Source organism: Streptomyces sp. SCSIO 30461, assembly GCF_037023745.1.
Lineage (GTDB): Bacteria > Actinomycetota > Actinomycetes > Streptomycetales > Streptomycetaceae > Streptomyces.
On the sequence record NZ_CP146101.1, the window covers coordinates 7836442 to 7856026 of the forward strand.

Genomic DNA, 19585 nt, shown 5'->3' on the forward strand with positions numbered 1-19585 from the left:
GACATGACGGCGCTGCCGCACCAGGGAAACACGCATGCGCACGCCGTTGGACACATGGTGGTCTGCGGCGACGACGGTCTCGCCCAACGACTCGCCGACGAGTTGCGGGAGGTCTACCGGCAGCGTGTCGTCCTCGTCGTCACGGGTGCAGGGGCCGAGGAGCAAACCGCCGGGCCGGCCACGGAGCCGCCGGAGACGACGGGCAACGGCACGGTCGTCCCCGTACAGGTGACGCCCGCCCCGGCCCCCACCCGGGAGACGCTGCTCCGGGCCGGAGTGGGCCGCGCGGAGGCACTGGCACTGCTGTACGAGGACGACGAGACCAACCTGCGGGCCGCGCTCACCGCCCGCCGTCTCAGCCCCGGGCTGCGGCTCGTCGTCCGCATGTACAACCGCAAGCTCGGACAGCACTTGGAGGAGCTGCTCGACCAGGCAGCGCTCGTGCACTCCCCCGGCATGGACCGGGCCGTCCTCGACGCCTCGACGACCGTCCTGTCCGACGCCGACACCGCGGCCCCGGCGCTCGCCGCCACCGCAGTCGCCGGCTCGAGCAAGGTCGTCCAGGCCGACGGCGTCCTTCTGCGTGCCGCCGAGCGCACTCCTCCCGGGCGCGGCGAGGTGCCGGACCCCGGCCTGTACACGCTGGCGCTGCTGTCGTCCACGACGGCCGACCCGGCAGGTGCCGAAGGCTCTGAGGCCAGCGGCCCTCAGGGCCCCGTCCTACTGCCCGACGACCGGGCCGTCGCCGGCAGCACCGGTCGTGGCAGCGTGGTCCTGGAAACGGTCCAGTACGCCGGTCCCGCCCTGCCTCCACGACGCCTGGCCCGCCGGGGGGCGCCTCTGCGTGAACTCTTCTCCAGCCGCCTGCGCTGGGCGCTCGCCGGCATCGTCGTCTCCGTACTCGCCCTGACACTGACCACCACCGCGCTCACCGACGCCGACCCGGTGCACGCCGCGTACATCACTCTGCTCGACCTGTTCTCCATCAACGACCCCGCCGTCGACGCATCGGTCACGCACCAGGTCCTCCAGCTGATGTCCGGTCTCGTCGGCCTCGCCCTGCTCCCGCTCCTGGTCGCGGCAGCACTGGAAGCGCTGGGCACGTTCCGCGCCGCCGGCACGCTACGGCGACCGCCTCGGGGACTGTCCGACCACGTCGTCCTGCTCGGCCTCGGCAAGATCGGCACTCGGGTGCTGGCCCGACTCCGCGAACTGGACATCCCCGTCGTGTGCGTCGAGGAGGATCCCGACGCTCGCGGCATCCCTCTCGCCCGCGATCTGGGCGTACCCGTCGTCCTGGGAGACGTCACCGAGGAAGGCGTACTGGAAACAGCCAAGGTCCACCGGGCCCACGCCCTGCTCGCCCTCACCAGCTCCGACACCACCAACCTGGAAGCCGTCCTCCACGCCCGTACGGTGAAGGCCGATCTGCGTGTGGCGCTGCGCCTGTACGACGACGAGTTCGCCACGGCCGTCTACCGCACCCTGCGCACCACCCACCCCGAAGCCCTCACGCGCAGCCGCAGCGTCACGCACCTCGCGGCACCTGCGTTCGCCGGGGCCATGATGGGGCGCCAGATCCTCGGGGCGATCCCGGTCGAGCGCAAGGTCCTGCTCTTCGCCGCCCTCCTTGTCGCCGGGCACCCCCAGCTCGAGGGCCGCACCGTCGCCGAGTCCTTCCGCCCCGGCGCGTGGCGCGTCCTCGCCCTCGACACGGCGTCCCCCGGCTCACGCCGTCCCGATCTCGCCTCCGCCCACCAGGATGGCGAACAGCCACAACTCCTGTGGGACCTCCACCCCGGCTACCTGCTACGCCCCGAGGACCGCGTGGTCATCGCCGCCACCCGCCGCGGCCTCGCCGAACTGCTGGGAAGACACCACGCGACTGCCCGCGACGCGGAAACGCAGTCCCCCGACTGATCGGTAGGCGTGGGTACTTCGGGGAAGGCGTCTCGTACGAACTGCGCCAAGCCCTGTCGAAGGTCGTGAACAGCGACGCGGTCGACACGCTGGACGTCACCTTCAACTGGTCCCGCGTGGCGGCAGCGCCCCCGGCACGCCCGTCATCGCCGGGTGCTTCGGAACGCCCGGGCGTGCGAACCTCCGTCGAGGCGCCGCCGCCTTGGCGTGGGCGGGCGGCCAGTCGGGATCGCAGGGTGTCTCTCCGTCGGCCTCAGTCGCCGGACATCTGCCCCCGACCCGGGACCTGGGGCGCCCTCGCGGCCTCAGCCTCGGCCTTCGCATCGCTCACCACGGCGGCGGCCTGCTTCGCGACCTCGTCAGCAGCCGCGGCAGCGTCGAGCGAAAGCGGCGAGCCTGCCACCAGTTCCGGCGCCTCGCTCTCGTCGCCCGCACCGTCGGCATGGGTATCGGTTGTTTCATCCGATTGCACGGATCCGGGAAGACCCATCGTCGATCGATCGCCGAATGCGCTGGCCACAGCACGGACCGCTTCCGTCAACTCACCCGGGATCACCCAGAACGTGTTGCTGTCGCTCTTCGCCAGGTGCGGGAGCGTCTCAAGGTACTTGTAGGCCAGGATCTTCGGGTCGGCGTTGTTGCGGTGAACGGCCTGGAAAACGCGCTCCACCGCCTTTGCCTCGCCGTCGGCCCGCAAGATCATGGCTTGCTGCGTGCCCTGCGCTTCCAGGATGTCCTTCTGTTTGGTGCCCTCCGCCGTGAGGATCTTGGCCTGCCGCTCCCCCTCGGCGTGCAGGATGGCCGCACGCTTGTCCCGCTCGGCGCGCATCTGCTTCTCCATCGCCTCCTTGATGGTGGCCGGCGGATCGATGGCTTTGATCTCGACACGGTTGACCCGGATGCCCCACTTACCGGTGGCATCGTCCAGGACGGTGCGAAGCCGGGCGTTGATCTCTTCACGTGAGGTGAGGGTCTCCTCCAGGTCCATGGAGCCGATGACGTTCCGCAGGGTGGTCACGGTGAGCTGATCGATCGCCTGCAGATAGTCGGCGACCTCGTACGCCGCCGCCCGCGGGTCGGTGATCTGGTAGTAGAGCACCGTGTCGATGTTCACCACGAGGTTGTCCTCGGTGATCACCGGCCTGGGATCGGACGAGTACACCTGCTCACGCACGTCGAGTTTGGTGTTGACACGGTCCGCCACCGGCACGACGAAGTTCAGGCCGGGTTGCAAGGTCCGCCGGTACCGGCCGAACCGTTCGATGTTGTAGCGACGTGCCTGCGGGACGATCCGCACCGTGGCGGCCACGAGGAAGACGACAACGATCACCGCCACGAGAAACGGGATGACAACCGGATCCACCATGCCTCCCTTGGGATGTGTTCAGCCGTTCACGGCAGGAGTTCGCGGGGGTAGACGACGGCCGTCGCGCCTTCGATCTCCATGACGTCCACCAGCGCCCCCACCGGGATCACCAGGCTTTCGTCGAGAGCGCGAGCGGACCATTCCTCGCCGGAGACCTTGATCAGACCGTGGGTCGCGGTGACCTCCTCCGTGACCTCGGCCCGCCTGCCGATCAGCGCGTCACTGCCGTCGCGGGAGAGGGGTGCCTGCGCCATTTGCCGCAGCGCGACGGGACGGACGAGGAGAAGACCCGCTGCCGCTGCCACTCCGAACGCCACGAGCTGGCCGAGGAGGCCGATGCCCACACCGGAGACCACTGCGGCAACCAGCGCAGCGGCGGCAAGCAGCCCGAGTACCAGCGTCAGGGTGAGGAACTCCGCGACACCAAGCGCTGCAGCGGCGAGCAGCCACACGAACCACGGCATGGAACCAGCCTCCCTCAGGGGGACCTATCCGTCACTTACCCATCCACACCGGAACCGAACGAACTCATTCCTCTCGACTCGCGGTCTGCGGTCTGCGGTCTGCGGGAGAGGCGGTTTCCGGACGGGCCGACCGGGCAGGCACCGATACCGTCGAGGGACGGCACCACGAGGCAGCCACGCGGCTGCGGCAGTCGTCGCGGGCTCGGCGGTGTCAGCCGAGCCAGTGGCGCCAGCGAGCCGCCGGCGGGTCGCAGCGTCCGGAGGCAACCATGTCCTGGTAGGCGCGTTCCGCCAATTCGTCCCACGTCACTTTCTCCCCGTTCCCGGAGAGGGGCTGCCCGTCGGCATCGGTGAAAGCGGAGACGGCGACAGCGCAGTCGGGAGGGCGGACGGTCTGGGCGGCGTACCACCCGAAGGCGATGATCGCGGCGACGCTGCATGCCGGCAGCATCAGGGCACGAGGACTGTGCTTCACCGGCTGCATCATAGGACAACCATTCATCCCCGCCACCTGCCCGGCCGGTTGCTCGGGCCCTGACCCCGAACGTGGTCGCCTCCGTAAGGGGACGCCCGTAGGGCTCCCGCCAACCCGCGGGGCCCGTCAGCCGACGGTGGACTGAGCCAGAGAGGTGGAGTCCACGGGGGCGTCCACGTCCGTGTCGATCAGACCGATCAGGATCGGGTTGGGGCCCGGCGGGGCGCCACTCTCGGCGCGGAGCCGGTAGCGGTGGGTAGCCACGGCGCTTCTGGCCAGCGGGGTGCCACCCTTGAGGAGTGCGTGCGGAAGGGCGTCGTTGGCGATGCGAAGCGTCACCGAACGCCACGTCCCGGTCGTGGGGTCCCAGCTTTCCAAGATGTACGCGGGGTTGGCCGAAGCACCCGGCATGGCCTCCATCTGGAAGGCGAGCAGGAGGTGCCGATAGGAGCGGCTGTTGCCGTTTCGGAGGGTGACGGTGAACTCCCGTGCGGGGCCACCGGGTTCCAGGGTGAGCCGGCCACCCGGCGCGACCACGCTCATAGCGAGGTACGTCGGCACAGGAGGCCTGACCGCGGCGGGTGTCGACGGCGGTGCCGCGGTGCGCGACGCGGAGCGGGTGGTAGCGCTCGCCGTCGGCGTGAGCGTGGGGCCTGCCGAGGGTGAGCGGAGGGCGGCGGGGGCGGACGGCAGGGAAGCCGGCGTCGGAGCCGATGGGGCCGTCGTCTTGCCCTGGGTACTGGAACCGGGGCCGCAGCCAGTGGCTGCAGCGATCAGCAGGCAGGTACCCACCGTGCCGATGATGAGCGCTCGGGAACGGCGCATGAGGTGCCCTTCGGTGGTGGTCGTCTCGTCGCCGGCGAGCGTAACGAAGGGAGGACACGGGGAAGCCGAAGGGGCGTAACGCTTTGCGGACGATGCCCCGAAACATGCCGACCGGACGCCGTGCCGACTGACGCGCACGCTCCGGCTGATGTCCTGGCAGGCGAAGGTGTCCGATTCGACGGTGGAGTTGCCCGCGCCGGAGGCCGGCTTGCCGCTGGAAGTACTCCGGAGTTCGCTCGACGGCTGATCACGGGGCCGCGGACCCGTTCGAACCGCCCAGGGTGGAAGAGCAGCGCCGCGAAGCCCACATCGGCCTGTCAAGGGATCTCCGCCCGGCGGCTTGGCCCCCGCCGGTCAGGGGCAGGAGCCGCTCGCGGTGACGGAGCCAGGCCGGGCGACCGGAGCACCCGAACGACCGGAGCGACCCGAGCGACCCGAGCGACGGCATCGTCGACAGCGACGCGTCCGTGCCGGGCGAGAGTGGTCACCTCATCGTGCGGCGCCGGAGTCGAAAGGCAGCTCCAGCATCCGGATGGCGTTGCCGCGCAGGATCTTGTACGCGACGTCGGTCGAGAGGCCCGCCACATGCTCGGCCGCCACCTGCTTGGTGTGGGGCCATGTCGAGTCGACGTGGGGGTAGTCGGTCTCGAAGGTGGCGTTGTTCACGCCCACCGTCTCGATCGCCTCGATGCCGTGCTTGTCCCGGAAGAAGCAGCAGAAGATCTGCCGGTAGTAGTACATGGACGGGGGTTCCGGGATCAGGTCCTTGACGCCGCCCCAGGCGCGGTGCTCCTCCCACACGTCGTCGGCCCGCTCCAGGGCATACGGAATCCAACCCATCTGGCCCTCGCTGTAAGCGAGCTTCAGGCGTGGGTACTTCACGAGGACGCCCGAGAAAAGGAAGTCCATCATCGATGCCATGGCGTTGTTGAAGCTCAGTGACGCCTGCACCGCAGGAGGTGCGTCCGGGGATGCCGCCGGCATCTGGGAGGAGGAGCCGATGTGCATGTTGACCACCGTGCCGGTCTCCTCGCAGACGGCGAAGAACGGGTCCCAGTAACCGGAGTGGATCGAGGGCAGCCCGAGATGGGTGGGGATCTCGCTGAAGGTGACCGCGCGCACCCCGCGGGCGGCGTTGCGCCTGATCTCGGCGACGGCGAGCCCGATGTCCCACAGGGGGATGAGGCAGAGCGGGATCAGTCTGCCGCCGCTGTCGCCGCACCACTCCTCGACCATCCAGTCGTTGTAGGCCCTGACACAGGCGAGGCCGATCTCCTTGTCCTTGGCCTCGGCGAAGGTCTGCCCGCAAAAGCGCGGGAAGGTGGGGAAGCAGAGCGATGCCTCGACGTGGTTGAGATCCATGTCCTCCAGCCGCGCCTTCGGATCCCAGCAGCCGCGGCGCATCTGCTCCCGTGTGATGCCGTCGAGGGTCATCTCGTCGCGCGAGAAGCCGACCGCGGCGATGATGCGCTTGTAAGGGAAGAGTTCGCCCTCGTACTCCCACCAGTCGGTGAGCTGCCCCTCGGGGTCCGTGGTGAACCGGTACTTGCCGCCGACGTACTCCAGTTCTCCGATGCCGGCGGTGAAGGGCTTCGGGCCGCGGTCGCGGTACTTCGCCGGGAGCCAGGACTCGAAGAGGTGCGCGGGCTCGATGACGTGGTCATCCACACTGATGACCTTGGGCACGTCCGCGGACACGTCCGCAGTGGCGTTCTCATCGGTGGTCACGTCGCCTACCCCCTGCCGGTGAAGCAATCTGACGGTCCATCAGATTTAGGGTATGAGGGCGCCCCGAGCATCGCAAGGGCGCTGTGGAGCACGCCGGAACCCTTGCGCGATCCGCCGCGCTGGGCTGAACTGACGAAGTGTCAGATGAGATGGGGAGCACGAGCGGAGGAGGCTGCGGATGCAGACGATCTGGCTCACCGGGGCGGAGTGGGGCGCGGTCCTCCGGATCGGTCTCGGCCTGTGGTGGCTGGAGAGCTGGCGCCACAAGGACAAGAAGACGTGGTTCGACGGCGGCGGGATCGCCTGGGCGGCGGGGGTCGCGGACAAGCATCGCTGGGGCTTCGTCGGCAAAGGGTTCGACACGGTGGTCAAGCCGCGGCCCCGACTCATGGCCTATGTGGTCGCGTACGCCGAGCTGGCCCTCGGGCTCGGGCTCGTCTTCGGGCTGCTGACACCCATCGCCCTCGTGGCCGGCCTGCTGCTCAATCTGATCTATCTCGTACTCATGATCCACGACTGGGCGGAGCAGGGTCAGAACCTGATGATGGCGCTCATCTCGGCGGTCGCGCTGTTCGGTATGAGCTGGCAGGCCTGGTCCCTCGACCAAGCGCTGGGGCTGTTCCACTGAGGTTGTCCACAGGCTGAGTACGCCCGGTGGCGGTGCGGCGCAAAATGGAGGGCATGACTGAGATCACCGAGTCCACGTCGCCTTCCGGCCAAGCCTCCGACCACCAGTACGCAGCTCAGCACACCGTTCCACACGGAGGCCGGCCTGATTCGGCCATGCCTGCGTGGGAGCAGCGATTCCGCGCCCCCCGGGTCTCGCTGCCCGACTGGGCGGAGGACGCGCCGGACCGCTCACTCTTCGTGTCCAATGCCACGGGGACGTACGAGCTGTACGCATGGGACCGTTCGACCGGTGAGCAGCGCCAGGTCACGGACCGGCCGAACGGGACCACCGAGGGCGAGCTCACCCCGGACGGCGCGTGGATCTGGTGGTTCGCGGACCGGGACGGGGACGAGTTCGGGGTGTGGATGCGGCAGCCCTTCCACGGCGGGGACGACGAGCCTGCGGCGCCCGGGCTCGATGCCTCATACGGGGCCGGGCTGGCGCTCGGGCGCGACGGCACGGCGGTGGTGGGACGCTCGACGGACGAGGACGGCACGACGATCCATGTCGTGAGGCCCGGGACCGAGCCCCTCGAGATCTACCGGCACCGGGAGTCGGCGGGCGTCGGTGATCTCTCCCGGGACGGGACGCTGCTCGCGATAGAGCACACGGAGCACGGCGACGCCATGCACGCGGCGCTGCGCGTGGTCACCCTGGACGGGGTGACGGTGGCGGAGCTGGACGACACCAGGGGCGGCACCGAGGAGCTGGGCCTTGAGGTTCTCGGTTTCGCACCGGTGGACGGTGACACCCGGCTGCTGGTCGGCCACCAGCGGCGCGGTCGCTGGGAGCCGATGCTGTGGGACGTCTCATCGGGCGAGGAGACGGAGCTTGCGATCGACCTGCCCGGTGACATGAGCGCCGAGTGGTACCCGGACGGGTCGGCCTTGCTGATCGGGCACAGCTTCGAGGCACGCAGCGAGCTCTGGCGCTATGAGCCGGTCGCGAGGGAGCTGGAGAGGGTGGAGACCCCGGCGGGCTCGGTCTCTGGCGCCACGGCCCGGCCGGACGGGACGGTGGAGTACGTGTGGTCGTCCGCGGCGCACCCGCCGAAGGTGCGGTCGACGGCGGGACGGGAGGTGCTGGACCCGCCGGGGATGAAGGCACCGGGGTCCGTGGACGTGCTGGACGCCTGGGTGGACGGTCCGGGCGGGCGGATCCACGCGTTGGTGCAGCGGCCGGCCGGAGAAGGGCCCTTCCCCACGGTCTTCGAGATCCACGGCGGCCCGACCTGGCACGACAGCGACGCCTTCGCGGCGGGTCCCGCCGCCTGGGTGGACCACGGCTACGCGGTGGTCCGGGTGAACTATCGGGGCTCCACGGGGTACGGGCGGGAGTGGACGGACGCCCTCAAGCACCGGGTCGGACTGATCGAGCTGGAGGACATCGCGGCGGTCCGCGAATGGGCCGTGGCATCGGGCCTGGCGGACCCGGCCAAGCTGGTGCTGGCGGGCGGTTCCTGGGGCGGGTACCTCACCCTGCTCGGCCTCGGTACCCAGCCCGATGTCTGGGCTCTGGGGCTGGCCGCGGTGCCGGTCGCGGACTATGTGACGGCGTACCACGACGAGATGGAGGCCCTGAAGGCGATGGACCGCACCCTGATGGGCGGGACACCTGAGGAGGTGCCCGAGCGCTTCGGGGCCTCGTCGCCGCTGACGTACGTGGACGCCGTGCGGGCACCGGTCTATATCTCCGCCGGGGTCAACGACCCGCGCTGTCCGATCCGCCAGGTCGAGAACTACGTGGACCGGCTATCGGCCCGTGGGGCGGTGCACGAGGTGTACCGGTATGACGCGGGGCACGGATCGCTGGTGGTGGAGGAGCGGATCAAGCAGGTCCGGCTTGAGCTGGACTTCGCCGCCAGGCATCTGGACGCGTGAACCACCCGGGGACGACGCCCCGCCCTCGGCTCCCGTCCCGAGGGCCGGTCCTTGAGAACCGGTCCTTGAACTGGTTGATGACGCCATCCGCCTACCGCTCTACAAGCTTGATCAGTCGAACAAGGTTCCTGTTCGGGTGATCTCTCGGTGGTCGGGGCATAGCGGCAGGGCCTCTTGGTAGCTCGGGGTTGCGATCTCAACCGAGCAGTACCAGGAGGCCCTGTTGCCGCGGTCTGTCCCGTTCGCTTCCGTGGAGTCCAACGCCTTCGTCTCCTGTGTGACTGTCTCGCCCACAGGTTCGGCAACACGGCGGACGGGCCCGTCCGCGTCCGGTGTTACGGCTCCGACCTGTCCGCACCGTCCCCGTCCCCACCGTCCCCACCGAGATCGGCGGGCTCGTGTGGGGGGCGGGGGCAGGGGCAAGCCCGGCGTTCCGTACCTTGTAGGGGTGTACCGGTTCCTGCTGACCCCCCGCTGGTGGGGGATCAACCTCTTCGTCGTGCTGAGCATCCCCTTCTGCGTGTTCATGGGGACCTGGCAGCTCGGCCGGTTCGAGGACCGGGTGGCCACCCATCAGGCTGCCGAGCAGCGGCCCGACCCCGGCACGCAGGCGCCCGCGGCGCTCGATGAGCTGCTGCCGGTGGACGCGGAGACCTCTGGTCGGCAGGCGACGGCGACCGGGCGTTGGGGCAGGCAGTTCCTCGTGCCTGACCGGGAGCTGGACGGCAAGCGGGGCTCCTACGTGCTGACGCTGCTCAGTACCGGCAACGGCAAGGCGCTGCCGGTCGTGCGAGGCTGGCTGCCCACCGGGGGTGCGGTGCCCGCTGCGCCTGCCGGGGAGGTGACGGTGACCGGGGCGCTCCAGGCGTCGGAGACCGTCGGCACCGACGGAGCGCACACCGCCGGCGGTCTGCCGAGCGGGCAGGTGGGCATGATCAGCGCCGCATCGCTGGTCAACCTGGTGCCGGACACGGTGTACGACGCCTGGATCACGCTGCCCAGCGCATCGGACGGGCTCAAGCCGGTGCCCCCGGCGGCGGCGGGGGGTAGCACGCTCGACCTGAAGGCGTTCCAGAATCTGGGCTACACGCTGGAGTGGTTCGCCTTCGCCGGATTCGTGGTGTTCATGTGGTTCCGCTTCGTCCGGCGTGAGGCGGAGGCGGCCCGGGACGCGGCGCTGGGCCTCGAACCCGCCTGACCGTCTGAGCCCGGCACGGCACCCTGAGCCGCGCGTGCCAGGTGCTTCAGACTGCCCTGGGCGGACAAGCCGCCCGGATCTTGCCCGGCGTGGAGCCTCGGCGTGGCTCGGGCCTGGGACACGAGCCTCAAGCCGTCAGAGCCTCGGCCGCGTCACCCTCGGCCGCGTCGCACCCTCGGCCGCGTCACCCTCGGCATCGCTGTCGACGGCTCGACTGCGCGCCGGTTCCTCAGGTGCTCAACACGCCTGTGCGGTAGATGGTGCCCGCGCAGGCCTCCGGGATGGTCACCTCGGCCGTGGGGCCCCCCGCGGCGGCGACGTGGGAGACGGTGATGCTGCCGTCAGCCGGGCCATCGTCCGCGGCACCGAGCTGGGGCTCGGCCCCGGATCCGTCGGCCTCGGTCGCGACACCGGAGGAACCACCGTCGGCGGGAGGCGTCGAGTCGGGCGATGCGGTCGTGGTGGGGCAGGTCTCGGAGGGGACGAAGGCGAACTTCACCTCGTAGGAAGCGGCCGGCACCAGGAGCAGCGCGGTGGGCTCGGGTGCCGGATCGGGCAGACCTGTCGCCGCGTCGCCGGCCACGTGGTCCACCACGCTGATCTTCGCGGCGTCCGCGGCGCCCGCGGTGTGGAAGGCGACCGTACCCGCCTCGGTGACCGCGCAGCTCGTGCCGGACGTGTTGGCGATGCGGAAGGCTCCGTAGACCTTGCCTTCGGCATCCGGCGCGCCGACCTCCGTACCGTCCACGACGAGTTGTTCGGAGCCGCAGGCGGGCGTGGTCGGCGGGATGCTCGCCTCGGGCACCACCTGAGCGACCGGCGACTCGGAGGCGGTCGTGCTCGCTTGGGCGTCCGGTGATGTCGTCGGGCCGGGTTCGCCGGACCGTGAGCGCTCCTGCCCGGGGCGGTCACCACCCGACTCCATGTCACCCGTGCCGTTCCCGGCCTCGTCTCCGGTGCCGCCCTGGGCCTGTTCGCCGTGACCCGCATTGACCGGCTTGGCCGGGTCGAGCGCCCCGGACTCGGCGACCTTGACGAAGGCGGGGACGGCCAAGCCCAGCAGGACGACGGAGGCTGCCGCACCGACCAGCGCCTGGCGCTTGCGGGCACGCCGCGCGGGGACCGCCTTGTGCAGCCGCTCCAGAGTCCCGTCCGACGGGGCGAGGTCATCCACAGCCTCGTGCAGCATCCGCCGCAGGCCGAGCTCATCGAAGTCGGGTGCGGTCGGCGCGCTGTGGTCGTCAGGCCCGTGGTGCTCGCGGTGCAGTGGCCCGTGGTTCACAATTCCGTTCCCAGTCCGGTCGTCCTGATCGTGCTCGCGCCCGCTCATGCCGGGGCTCCCATGGCGACGCGCAGCGCCGCGATGCCACGCGAGCCGTACGCCTTCACCGAGCCCAGGGATATCCCCAGGGTCTCGGCGACCTGAGCCTCTGTCATGTCCGCGAAATACCGCAGAACGAGCACCTCGCGCTGGCGGCGCTGCAGTCCGCGCATCGCCTTGATCAGTGCGTCCCGCTCCAGCTGGTCGTAGGCGCCTTCCTCGGCACTCGCCATGTCGGGCATCGGCTTGCTGAGCAGCTTCAGCCCGAGGATCCTGCGGCGCAGCGCGGAGCGCGAGAGGTTCACCACGGTCTGGCGGAGGTACGCCAGGGTCTTCTCGGGGTCCCGGACGCGGCTGCGCGCCGAGTGGACGCGGATGAACGCCTCCTGGACCACGTCCTCGCACGACGCGGTGTCGTCGAGGAGCAGGGCCGCGAGACCGAGCAGCGAACGGTAGTGGGCGCGGTAGGTCTCGGTGAGATGGTCGACAGTGGTGCCTGCGGTCATCGTCTCGTCAGTGCCCCCGTGCGGGGACGGCGGCGAGGACTGCTGCGATGACGGCTGGAACGGTATGCGGGTGGGACGCGGGGCGGGCATCGGCGCGATCACCGGCATGCCGCCGGCGGCACGTGGCCGCCGGAGCGGTCGCAGGGCGCTGCCTGCGCCGTCGCCGGGCGACGGCACGAGACCGGTGGCGCGGGGGGACGGAAGCAATGCCGTGCCGCCGCGGACCGGGACCGCCGCTGTGATGTCGAGTACCTCTGCCACGCTTGTTGGACACGCTTCCCCCCGTCAGGGTTGTACGCGCAAGCCACCACTCTTGCCGGTGCACCTTCTGCCCTGTACACCCTGTATGCCCTCATGCGTATTTGCTCTTCCCCAATGCCCCATGTGACGCGGCACAGTAGAAGGGGCGACCGCAAAGACGCTGCCCCACCGACCGCCGGTTGCAGATGACGGGAAAGCGTCGTCGAACATGCCATCACCCCAGTTCAAGTGGTGCATGCAAGTGACGCGACCGGGCGACACAGCTCGACTTGACCACGGGGTGTTCACAGATCCTACAAAAGTTCGGCGACAAGGCTGTCAGGACCGCTCCGCAACCTTGATCACACTTTGGCGCGCGACTACCCGCGAGCGATGGCCTCGGCGATCTGGACGGTGTTCAGAGCGGCACCCTTGCGCAGATTGTCCCCGCACACGAAGAGTTCGAGTGCCCGGTCGTCGTCCATCGAGCGCCGCACCCGCCCCACCCAGGTCGGATCGGTGCCCACCACATCCGCAGGCGTGGGGAACTCGCCCGCCGCGGGATCGTCGAAGAGCACCACTCCGGGGGCGGTGGCGAGTATCTCGTGGGCCCGGCCGACATCCACCCGATGCTCGAAGCGGGCGTGCACGGAGATCGAATGCACGGTGACCACCGGCACCCGCACACAGGTCGCGGAGACCCTCAACTCGGGCAGTCCCAAGACCTTGCGGGTCTCGGCACGGATGGCCAGTTCCTCGGATGACCAGCCGCCCTCGGCGAGTTCCCCCGCCCAGGGCACCACGTTGAGGGCCATCGGGCCGGGGAAGGGGCCCGTGCCGTCACCGACCGCGCGGCGCACGTCCCCGGGATGGGTGCCCAGCTCCGTGCCGGCGACCAGCGCCAGCTGGGTGCGCAGTGCGTCGACGCCGTTCAGCCCGGCACCGCTTACGGCCTGGAAGGTCGTCACCGCCAGTTCGTCCACGCAGAATTCGGCGTGCAGCGCACCGACCGCGACGATCATCGCCAGCGTGCCGCAGCCGGGGCTCGCGACGATGCCGCGGGGACGCGTCCGCAGGGCGTGCGGGTTGATCTCGGGCACCACGAGCGGTACGTCCGGGTCCTGCCGGAAGACCGCCGAATTGTCCACGACCACCGCGCCCTTGGCGACGGCGACCGGCGCCCAGCGGGCGGCCACATCGGCCGGCACCAGGAACAGCGCCACGTCGATCCCCGTCAGCGCCTCATCGGAGAGCGCGACGACCTCGGACTCCGCACCCCGCACGGCCAGCTTGCGGCCGGCCGAGCGGGGGGAGGCCACCAGCCGTATCTCGCCCCAGACATCCGCGTGCTGCGACAGGATCTGGAGCATCACCGCGCCGACGGCCCCGGTCGCACCGATGACCGCCAGCGACGGCTTGTGGTTCACGGGCGGTTCGCCCGGCCCGCCGGGATCAACGCCCGGTGCCACCGTAGACGACCGCCTCGTCGGAGTCGCTGTCGAGACCGAAGGCGGTGTGCACCGCACGGACGGCCTCGTTGACATCGTCGGCCCGGGTCACGACCGAAATGCGGATCTCGGAGGTCGAGATCAGCTCGATGTTCACACCGGCGTCCGAGAGCGCCTCGAAGAACGACGCCGTGACGCCCGGGTTGGTCTTCATCCCGGCGCCGACCAGCGAGATCTTGGCGATCTGGTCGTCATAGCGCAGCGACTCGAAGCCGATGGCCGCCTTGGTGCGCTCCAGGGCGTCGATCGCCTTGCGCCCCTCGGTCTTCGGGAGGGTGAAGGAGATGTCGGTCAGACCGGTGGACGCGGCGGAGACGTTCTGCACCACCATGTCGATGTTGATCTCGCTGTCCGCGATGGCGCGGAAGATCGCGGCGGCCTCACCCGGCTTGTCCGGCACACCGACGACGGTGATCTTCGCCTCGGAGGTGTCATGGGCGACACCGGAGATGATGGCCTGCTCCACCTTGCGGGCTCCTTGCTCGGCGTGTGGTTCGTTGCTGACCCAGGTGCCCCTCAACCCCGAGAAGGACGAGCGGACGTGGATCGGGATGTTGTAGCGGCGTGCGTACTCGACGCAGCGGTGCAGCAGCACCTTGGAGCCGGAGCTGGCGAGCTCCAGCATGTCCTCGAAGGAGATCCAGTCGATCTTGCGGGCCTTCTTCACCACCCGCGGGTCGGCGGTGAAGACACCGTCGACATCGGTGTAGATCTCGCACACCTCAGCGTCCAGCGCGGCGGCCAGCGCGACGGCGGTCGTGTCGGACCCGCCGCGGCCCAGCGTGGTGATGTCCTTCTTGTCCTGGGACACACCCTGGAAGCCGGCGACGATGGCGATGTTGCCCTCGTCCAGCGCGGTGCGGATCCGGCCCGGCGTGACATCGATGATGCGCGCCTTGTTGTGGACCGAGTCGGTGATGACGCCGGCTTGGCTGCCTGTGAACGACTGGGCCTCGTGGCCCAGGTTTTTGATCGCCATCGCCAGCAGGGCCATGGAGATCCGCTCTCCGGCGGTCAGCAGCATGTCGAACTCACGCCCGGCAGGAATCGGGGATACCTGCTCGGCGAGATCGATCAACTCGTCCGTCGTGTCGCCCATCGCCGAGACCACGACGACCACCTGGTGGCCGTTCTTCTTGGCATCGACGATCCGCTTGGCGACGCGCTTGATGCCTTCGGCATCGGCAACGGAGGAGCCTCCGTACTTCTGCACGACAAGGCCCACGTGCGCTCCTCGCTCAGTCTGTGCCGCAGTCTTCACTGCGGTCGGCTCAGTCTAACGAGCGGCCCGGGAACGCCCCCTGTGTATCGCATCGTGAGATGTCCCGCTCACGGGGCGATATCCGGGCGATAGCCCGGCCTATCCCGGCGACAACCCACGGATGTCCCACGATCCCGCGGGCGGGGCGCTCCAGGCCGCTCAGAGCGTTTCTTCCCGAGGTCGGGCAGAGCACGCCCGAATGTGGCGCCCCTCACGCCAGGGAGGCGGTGGAGACCCACGGGAGCCGAGTGAGCACTGAGTGATTGAGGAGACGCGCGGAGACGCGCGGAGGAATGCGGAGACGCGCGGAGGAATGCGGAGGACCACGGAGGAGGACCCGACCGGGCGCAGTGGTCAGGGGGCGGTGGTCAGGGGGCAGTGGCCAGGGGACGGTGGCGGACGGTGGTCAGGGGGCGGTGCGCAGGCCCAGCGGACCGGCGATCTCCTGGGCCATCACGCGGCCCGCCTCCTCCGCGAGGTCGTCCTCCGCCAGGTCCTCGTCCGTGTCGAGCCCGTCCAGCTCCTGCAGCGGCTGATCGAGACGGACATGGGAGACCAGGGACTGGAGGGCACGCAGAGTCGCCGAAGCGGTCGGACCCCAGTTTGAGAAGTACGAGAACTGCCACCACCACAGCGCCTCGGTGGTCCGTCCCGCGCGGTAGTGGGCAAGGCCGTGGCCGAGGTCGGTGACGATGTCGGCGAGGTTGTCCGAGATACGGCAGGGCACCGGTGCCTTGCGCGGCTCGTACGGGTCGAAGACCTCCGAGAACACGTCGACCGGGTCCAGCAGCACCGCGAACCGCTCCCGCAGCTCGTCGACCTCGAGATCCGGTCCGGTGTCCGCCTCGTAGCGCTCCTCGGGGAGGATGTCCTCGTGCGCACCGAGCCTGCCCCCGGCGAGCAGCAACTGGGACACCTCCAGCAGCAGGAAGGGCACCGCGCTGTCGGGCTCGTCGCCCTTCGCCACTTCCGTGACGGCCACGATGAAGCTCTCGATCGAGTCGGCGATCTGGACCGCGAAGTCCGCCGGGTCCTGCGTGGTGGAGTGGAGCGTTGCGTCAGACATCGAGAAGTCGTCTCCCCTCGAAGGCACGCCCCAGCGTGACCTCGTCGGCGTATTCCAGATCGCCGCCAACGGGCAGTCCGCTGGCGAGACGCGTCACCTTCAGCCCCATGGGCTTGATCATGCGCGCCAGATAGGTGGCGGTGGCCTCGCCCTCGAGATTGGGGTCGGTCGCCAGGATCAGCTCGGTGACCGTGCCGTCCGCGAGCCGCGCCAGCAGCTCGCGGATCCGCAGGTCGTCCGGGCCGACGCCTTCGATCGGGCTGATCGCGCCGCCCAGCACGTGGTAGCGGCCGCGGAACTCGCGCGTACGCTCGACCGCCACCACGTCCTTGGGCTCCTCGACCACGCAGATGACAGCCGGGTCGCGACGCGCGTCCCGGCAGATGCTGCACTGCTCCTGCTGCGCGACATTGCCGCACACGGCGCAGAACCTGACCTTGTCCTTGACTTCGAGGAGTGCCTGCGCGAGGCGCCGGACATCGGTCGGTTCCGCCTGGAGGATGTGGAAGGCGATCCGCTGCGCGCTCTTGGGACCGACGCCGGGCAGCCTGCCCAGTTCGTCGATGAGGTCCTGAACAACGCCTTCGTACAACGGAACGCCTCTCCTGACTGAATCGCTTCGATGGTTACGGTAGTTGGTCCGCGTCCGGCTTAGAAGGCTCGTGAGAGCCTCGCGAGAACCTGGAGCGCTAGAACGGCAGACCCGGGATGCCGCCGCCACCGCCGAGGCCCTGGGCGAGCGGGCCGAGCTTCTGCTGCTGGAGCAGCTGCGCGTTCTCGTTCGCCGCCTGGACCGCCGCCACGACGAGGTCGGCGAGGGTCTCGGTGTCCTCCGGGTCGACGGCCTTGGGGTCGATCACCAGGGCGCGCAACTCTCCCGAGCCGGTGACGGTGGCCTTGACCAGCCCGCCGCCCGCCTGCCCGTCGACCTCGGTCTGCGCGAGCTCCTCCTGAGCCCGCGCGAGGTCCTGCTGCATCTTCTGGGCCTGCTGGAGCAGCTGCTGCATGTTGGGCTGACCACCACCGGGAATCACGGGTCACTCCTGGCTTCTCGACGACGAATGTTTCGGATGTTTCGGTAAACCGAGCCTACGTGGTCACGGGTCGGCTCGCCCCACCCAGTGGGCACCCGTTCGGCTCCGCCGTCCGCGCCAACTCTTTCGAGTGAGTTCGTGCCGGAACGAGCGTCCCCGCTCCACCGGGGCGGCCCCCTCGTGTGAGCGGAATTACCGGCGTCCCGGCCCCACAACCCGTCATTCGGCGATAGGAAGGCTCTGGGCACTACACCCCGCGGCACCCCACAGCGTCCTCGTACGACTTGCGTCACGCACGGTTAGCTGGGTCACGTCCCGTCCCGTAGTGACGCGTAGTCACCTGTAGTCACGCAGAGCGCAGAGGAGTGCCCCGGTGAGCCAGCCGGAGATGCAGCCCGACCTGACGGCCCGGCCCTTCCCGCTCGGGGACTGGGGGGAGCCCGCGGAGCGTCTGGACGAGCTGTACCGCTGGGTCGAGGCGAACGCCCTGCGCACCGCCGACTGGTATCTGCGCGACCGTACGCGCAAGCGCCGCTGGGCACGCGTTTTGCGCATCGGCACGGCACTCGGGGGGTTCGCGGGCGCCGCGCTCCCCCTGCTCCACCTCACCGATGTGCTCACCGGGGCGGCGACCTGGGGCTGTCTGTCGCTGCTGCTGGCCGCGACCTGTCTGGCCTGCGACCGCTACTTCGGGCTGACCTCCGGCTGGATGCGCTCCATGGCCACCGCCCATGCCGTGCAGCGCAGGCTCCAGGCCCTGCAGTTCGACTGGGCGGCGGAGAGCGTCCGCGAGGTGCTCGGCCCCACCGAGGGGACGGCGAGCGAGGCGGCCGAGCGGTGCCTCGGAGTGCTGCGGCGCTTCTCCGAGGACATCACCGAGTTGGTGCGGGCCGAGACGGCGGACTGGATGATCGCGTTCCGCTCGGGCCCCGCCCCGCTGATGATGCAGGCCGTCGCGGCGTCCCCGGCGTCCCGCCAGGACACGGGCACGGGCGCCGGACAGACCGCGGGCCGTTACCCGCTCTCACCGTCGACCCGGCCGAACATGCCGCGGCAGCGCCCGCCCGAGCCCCGGTGACGCCTCCGGCCGGTCACCCTGGAAAGCGGGTGACCGGCCGGAGGCTCACGATGGGGAAGGAGAAGGAACAGGGCCTGGGGTCGGCGCGCGACGGCTCCGGTGGGCTTGCTGACCGCGTAGCCGTTGCTGTGCCCGGTGCGGACCGCCTTCACCTTGACCGTGATCTTCTTGCCGCGCTGCGCGGTCCTCAGGACCAGCGGCGACTCGGTCCCCCCGGTGATCGCCGTACTCTGGGCACGGGCGGTGCCCCAGCCGTTGTTGACGACCTTCGGCGTGTGGCTGCCCGCGCGGGGCAGTTCACGTCGCACACCCGTCCGGGGTTCAGCTGAAGATAATCATGGAGCCCTGGCCGAGGCTGCGGGTCGCCGCCGCGTGCAGGCCGAGCCAGACGTGCCGCTCGCGGGCGAAGGGGCTCTCGTCGTACGGGATCGGGCCCGCGGGCTCCTCCAGTGAGGTGGGGCGGGTCGGCGGGGCGGGAGCGGACGGGGGGTTGGCGGGGTCGATGCCGATGGAGGGGGCCACCAGCTCGAGTTCCCGCAGCAGGCCCTGAGACGAGCCGAGCGGGCCGCCTGCGGCGAGGAGTTCCTCGTTGGAGAGCGGCGCGTCGAAGTCGACGGGGACGTACGCGCCCGCGTGGTCGTAGTGCCAGACGAGGTGGGACTGCTGTGCCGTTCCCTCGAACATCTCCAGTAGTTGCTCGTAGTCTCCACCGAGCTCGTCGACCGGGGTCACCGCGAGTCCGCACAGCTGGAGCAGATAGGCGCGGCGCAGGAAGTGCAGGGCGTCGTAGTCGAAGCCCGCGACGGGCGCGACATCGCCTGAGAGTCCTGGCATGTAGGCGAAGACGGGAATCGTGGGCAGACCCGCGGCGGTGAGGGCCTTGTCGTAGGACGCGATCTCTTCGGCGAAGGGGTTGTCGGGGCTGTGGCACAGCACATCGACAAGGGGGACCAGCCAGAGGTCACAGGCCAAGACGAGCTCGCTCTCCATCGGATCGTTCGGTGTGCGGTTTGTGCGATGGTCTTTATGCGCTGGTCGGGACAGC

Annotated in this window: 19 protein-coding genes; 5 read left to right on the forward strand and 14 right to left on the reverse strand. The window is 69.8% G+C overall.

The features are described 5' to 3' along the window. Positions 1-54: 54 nt before the first annotated feature. Entirely contained in the window at positions 55-1920 is a 1866-nt protein-coding gene (locus tag V1460_RS35140; RefSeq protein WP_338678354.1) for an NAD-binding protein, read from the forward strand. A 253-nt stretch (positions 1921-2173) separates the two neighbouring features. On the opposite strand, the gene V1460_RS35145 is transcribed toward V1460_RS35140, so the two are convergent. The 5 genes from V1460_RS35145 to V1460_RS35165 all read right to left on the reverse strand — a co-directional run bounded on the left by V1460_RS35145 (position 2174) and on the right by V1460_RS35165 (position 6778). Then, on the reverse strand, positions 2174-3283 hold the full coding sequence (locus V1460_RS35145; RefSeq protein WP_338678355.1) for an SPFH domain-containing protein: 1110 nt from the start codon (positions 3281-3283) through the stop codon (positions 2174-2176). Positions 3284-3312: 29 nt separating this feature from the next. Beyond that, on the reverse strand, positions 3313-3750 hold the full coding sequence (locus V1460_RS35150; protein ID WP_338677629.1) for an NfeD family protein: 438 nt from the start codon (positions 3748-3750) through the stop codon (positions 3313-3315). A 211-nt stretch (positions 3751-3961) separates the two neighbouring features. After that, the gene (locus V1460_RS35155) at positions 3962-4225 is read right to left on the reverse strand and encodes a hypothetical protein (protein WP_338677631.1); all 264 of its coding nucleotides are present in this window, start codon (positions 4223-4225) and stop codon (positions 3962-3964) included. 126 nt (positions 4226-4351) lie between these two features. Next, entirely contained in the window at positions 4352-5050 is a 699-nt protein-coding gene (locus V1460_RS35160; protein ID WP_338677632.1) for a hypothetical protein, read from the reverse strand. A gap of 489 nt (positions 5051-5539) precedes the next feature. Then, positions 5540-6778: an amidohydrolase family protein gene (locus V1460_RS35165; protein ID WP_338677633.1), complete on the reverse strand. Its 1239-nt coding sequence runs from the start codon at positions 6776-6778 to the stop codon at positions 5540-5542. 178 nt (positions 6779-6956) lie between these two features. On the opposite strand from V1460_RS35165, the gene V1460_RS35170 reads away from it, so the two are divergent. The 3 genes from V1460_RS35170 to V1460_RS35180 all read left to right on the forward strand — a co-directional run bounded on the left by V1460_RS35170 (position 6957) and on the right by V1460_RS35180 (position 10526). Beyond that, complete coding sequence (locus V1460_RS35170; protein ID WP_338677634.1) at positions 6957-7406, forward strand: DoxX family membrane protein; 450 nt, start codon at positions 6957-6959, stop codon at positions 7404-7406. A gap of 155 nt (positions 7407-7561) precedes the next feature. Further along, positions 7562-9328 carry a prolyl oligopeptidase family serine peptidase gene (locus tag V1460_RS35175; RefSeq protein WP_338678356.1) on the forward strand — a complete coding sequence of 589 codons (1767 nt, stop codon included), beginning with the start codon at positions 7562-7564 and terminating at the stop codon, positions 9326-9328. A gap of 448 nt (positions 9329-9776) precedes the next feature. After that, a complete protein-coding gene (locus V1460_RS35180; protein ID WP_338677635.1) occupies positions 9777-10526 on the forward strand; it encodes an SURF1 family protein in 750 nt (249 codons plus the stop codon). A 229-nt stretch (positions 10527-10755) separates the two neighbouring features. Here the strand turns inward: V1460_RS35180 and V1460_RS35185 are convergent, their stop codons facing one another. From V1460_RS35185 to V1460_RS35215, 7 genes are all read right to left on the reverse strand, one after another. Beyond that, a complete protein-coding gene (locus V1460_RS35185; protein ID WP_338677636.1) occupies positions 10756-11808 on the reverse strand; it encodes a hypothetical protein in 1053 nt (350 codons plus the stop codon). A gap of 44 nt (positions 11809-11852) precedes the next feature. After that, positions 11853-12614: a SigE family RNA polymerase sigma factor gene (locus V1460_RS35190; RefSeq protein WP_338677637.1), complete on the reverse strand. Its 762-nt coding sequence runs from the start codon at positions 12612-12614 to the stop codon at positions 11853-11855. A 359-nt stretch (positions 12615-12973) separates the two neighbouring features. After that, positions 12974-14020, reverse strand: a complete 1047-nt coding sequence (locus V1460_RS35195) for an aspartate-semialdehyde dehydrogenase (RefSeq protein WP_338677638.1) — start codon at positions 14018-14020, stop codon at positions 12974-12976. A gap of 25 nt (positions 14021-14045) precedes the next feature. Continuing rightward, the gene (locus V1460_RS35200; protein WP_338677639.1) at positions 14046-15326 is read right to left on the reverse strand and encodes an aspartate kinase; all 1281 of its coding nucleotides are present in this window, start codon (positions 15324-15326) and stop codon (positions 14046-14048) included. A 442-nt stretch (positions 15327-15768) separates the two neighbouring features. Beyond that, complete coding sequence (locus tag V1460_RS35205) at positions 15769-16428, reverse strand: DUF5063 domain-containing protein (RefSeq protein ID WP_338677640.1); 660 nt, start codon at positions 16426-16428, stop codon at positions 15769-15771. Continuing rightward, positions 16421-17020 (reverse strand): recombination mediator RecR, encoded by a 600-nt coding sequence (gene recR / locus V1460_RS35210; RefSeq protein WP_338677641.1) that lies wholly within the window; start codon positions 17018-17020, stop codon positions 16421-16423. The genes V1460_RS35205 and recR overlap by 8 nt, the downstream gene beginning before the upstream one ends. Before the next feature lie 97 nt (positions 17021-17117). After that, positions 17118-17462 (reverse strand): YbaB/EbfC family nucleoid-associated protein, encoded by a 345-nt coding sequence (locus V1460_RS35215; RefSeq protein ID WP_338677642.1) that lies wholly within the window; start codon positions 17460-17462, stop codon positions 17118-17120. Between the two features lie 373 nt (positions 17463-17835). On the opposite strand from V1460_RS35215, the gene V1460_RS35220 reads away from it, so the two are divergent. After that, entirely contained in the window at positions 17836-18540 is a 705-nt protein-coding gene (locus tag V1460_RS35220; RefSeq protein ID WP_407077577.1) for an SLATT domain-containing protein, read from the forward strand. Here the strand turns inward: V1460_RS35220 and V1460_RS35225 are convergent. Together V1460_RS35225 and V1460_RS35230 are read right to left on the reverse strand one after the other, a co-directional pair. Further along, positions 18477-18848 carry a hypothetical protein gene (locus V1460_RS35225; RefSeq protein WP_338677643.1) on the reverse strand — a complete coding sequence of 124 codons (372 nt, stop codon included), beginning with the start codon at positions 18846-18848 and terminating at the stop codon, positions 18477-18479. The two genes, V1460_RS35220 and V1460_RS35225, sit on opposite strands and share 64 nt — an antisense overlap. Before the next feature lie 13 nt (positions 18849-18861). Beyond that, positions 18862-19512, reverse strand: a complete 651-nt coding sequence (locus V1460_RS35230; RefSeq protein ID WP_338678358.1) for a hypothetical protein — start codon at positions 19510-19512, stop codon at positions 18862-18864. Positions 19513-19585: the final 73 nt, after the last annotated feature.